Here is a 2,640-nt window from a genome sequence, read left to right as displayed (position 1 = left end):
CGATCCATTCCAGCCAGTGCCCGGCGTCGACGGTGCCGAGGTACATCCCGCGCAGCGGAGCGGCGAACACCGTGCCTGGTTCCGCCGGCGGGACGGGCAGCTCGGGAAGGTCCTCCTCCTGACGCTCGGCCCGGTTGCGCCACGCCCGTCGCATCGAACCGACCGCCGCGACGAACACCAGCAACAGGCCAAGCAGGAGAAGCAGGTGCAGCCCCAGGCGATCCGGCGCCCGGTCCAAGGCGACGGCGGGCCCGGCAGCCGACAGGGCCGCGCGCGAAACAGTCATACGATCTTCCCGTCGAGCACGGTGGGCCGTCCCCGCAGGAACGTGGCGCGGATCGTTCCCGGCAGCGACCGGCCCGCATAGGGCGTGTTGCGGCTGCGGCTGGCGAGCGCGTCCGGCTCGACCATCCGCCACGGCGCCGGGTCAAGCAGGGTGACGGTCGCGGGCGCGCCTACTGCTATGGAACTCCACACCTCGGCCGCGGTTCGCGGCAGGCCACCGATCCTTGCCGGGGCCAGTGCCATCCGCTCGGCGACCCCGGCCCAGTCCAGCCGGTCCGGGATGACCATCGTCTCGATGACCACCGACAGCGCCGTCTCGAGACCGAGCATGCCGGGACGCGCGGCGGCCCACTCCGTCTCCTTGTCCTCCAGCGCGTGCGGAGCGTGGTCGGTGGCGACGCAGTCGATCGTGCCGTCGGCGAGCCCGGCGCGCAGCGCGGCGACGTCCTCGGCGGTGCGCAGCGGCGGGTTGACCTTGTAGACCGGGTCGAACGAGCAGACCAGGTCGTCGGTGAGCAGCAGGTGGTGCGGGGTCACCTCGGCGGTGACGTTCCAGCCCTTCGCCTTGGCCCACCGGATGATCTCCACCGATCCGGCGGTGGAGACGTGACAGACGTGCAGGCGGGAGCCTACGTGCCCGGCCAGCAGCGCGTCCCGGGCGATGATCGCCTCCTCGGCGACCGCGGGCCACCCCGGCAGCCCCAGCCTGGCGGCCACCGTGCCCTCGTTCATCTGGGCGTTCTCGGTCAGCCGCGGTTCCTGCGCATGCTGGGCGATCACCCCGTCGAACGCCTTGACGTACTCCAGCGCCCGGCGCATGAGCAGCGCGTCCGACACGCAGTGCCCGTCGTCGGAGAAGACCCGCACGCCCGCCGCGGAGGAGGCCATGGCGCCGAGTTCGGCGAGCCGCTCGCCGGCAAGCCCGACGGTGACCGCGCCGACCGGCCGGACATCGCAGTGACCCGCGTCCAGGCCGAGCCGCCACACCTGCTCGACGACCCCCGCGGTGTCGGCGACCGGATTGGTGTTCGCCATCGCGAACACGGTGGTGTAGCCACCGAGGGCCGCGGCGCGGGTGCCGGAGGCGACCGTCTCGGCGTCCTCCCGGCCGGGTTCCCGCAGGTGGGTGTGCAGGTCGACCAGGCCGGGGAGCAGGATCAGCCCGTCCGTGTCCAGCACGGTGGTGCCGGCGGGCAGTCCCCCGGCCCCGGCGTGCGTGGAGCCGGCCGGTCGCCAGGCGACCACCACCCCGTCCGCGAGAACGACGTCGACGGGGTCCTCGCCGAGCGGGCGGACCCGCCGCAGGACCCAGGAGGTCCCCGCCGACGTCCCCACCGGCGTTTCCTCCGACGTCTCCGCCGCGGGCGTCGTCATGAGACCTCCCCGGAACCACCCAGCAGCAGGTACAGCACGGCCATCCGCACGCTCACCCCGTTCGCAACCTGTTCCACGACTGTCGACCGGGCGGAGTCGGCGACCCGAGAGGCGATCTCCATCCCGCGTACCATTGGGCCGGGATGCATCACCAGGGCGTGGTCGGGCAACATCTCCGCCCGGTCGGCATCCAGCCCGTAGCGCCGGCTGTACTCCCGTTCGGTCGGGAAGAAGGCCGCGGGCATCCGCTCCCGCTGGACCCGCAGCATCATCACCACGTCGCTCTTGGGCAGCACGGCGTCGAGGTTGTACGACACCTCGACCGGCCACGAGGAGATCCCGAGGGGCAACAACGTCGGCGGGGCCACGACGGTCACCGTCGCGCCCAGCGTGGCGAGCAGCCACACGTTCGATCGCGCCACCCGGGAATGCAGCACGTCGCCGACGATGGTGACGGCGAGGCCGTCGATCCGGCCGAGCCGGCGGCGCATGGTGAAGGCGTCGAGCAGGGCCTGGGTCGGGTGCTCGTGAGTGCCGTCTCCCGCGTTCACCACGCTGCCGCGTACCCAGGAGGCCAGTCGGTGCGGCGCGCCACTCGCGGCATGCCGGCAGACCACGGCGTCGGCACCCATCGCCTCAAGGGTCTGCGCCGTGTCCTTCAGACTTTCGCCCTTCGACACGCTTGACCCGCGCGCCGAAAAATTGATCACATCGGCCGACAGTCTCTTGGCGGCTACCTCGAAGGACGTGCGGGTGCGGGTGGAGTCCTCGAAGAACAGGTTGACGACGGTGCGGCCCCGCAGGGTCGGCAGTTTGCGCACCGATGCCTCGGCGACCCGCGCCATCCGTTCCGCGGTGTCCAGCACCAGCAGCGCGTCGTCCCGGTCGAGATCCTCGGTCGACAGGAGATGGCGGTTCACGCCCGTCCCCCAAACCCAGCTTGTGCTCCCCGCACGGCACTTCCCCCGATCATGGCTGGTT

3 protein-coding genes are annotated in these 2,640 nt (G+C 71.9%); all 3 read right to left on the bottom strand.

Annotated elements, in window-relative coordinates:
* On the bottom strand, window positions 1–286 hold a 286-nt coding region (locus AC08ON_RS04170; RefSeq protein ID WP_476616489.1), incomplete at its 3' end, for a PH-like domain-containing protein.
* The gene (locus AC08ON_RS04165) at window positions 283–1,659 is read right to left on the bottom strand and encodes a dihydroorotase (RefSeq protein WP_476606496.1); all 1,377 of its coding nucleotides are present in this window, start codon (window positions 1,657–1,659) and stop codon (window positions 283–285) included. The genes AC08ON_RS04165 and AC08ON_RS04170, both read right to left, overlap by 4 nt.
* Window positions 1,656–2,579 (bottom strand): aspartate carbamoyltransferase catalytic subunit, encoded by a 924-nt coding sequence (locus AC08ON_RS04160; RefSeq protein ID WP_476606497.1) that lies wholly within the window; start codon window positions 2,577–2,579, stop codon window positions 1,656–1,658. Before AC08ON_RS04160 ends, AC08ON_RS04165 begins: the two co-directional genes overlap by 4 nt.
* Window positions 2,580–2,640 lie beyond the last annotated feature (61 nt).

This window comes from Frankia sp. CoWAU3 (genome assembly GCF_977971855.1).
This window is presented reverse-complemented; position numbering and strand designations above follow the sequence as displayed.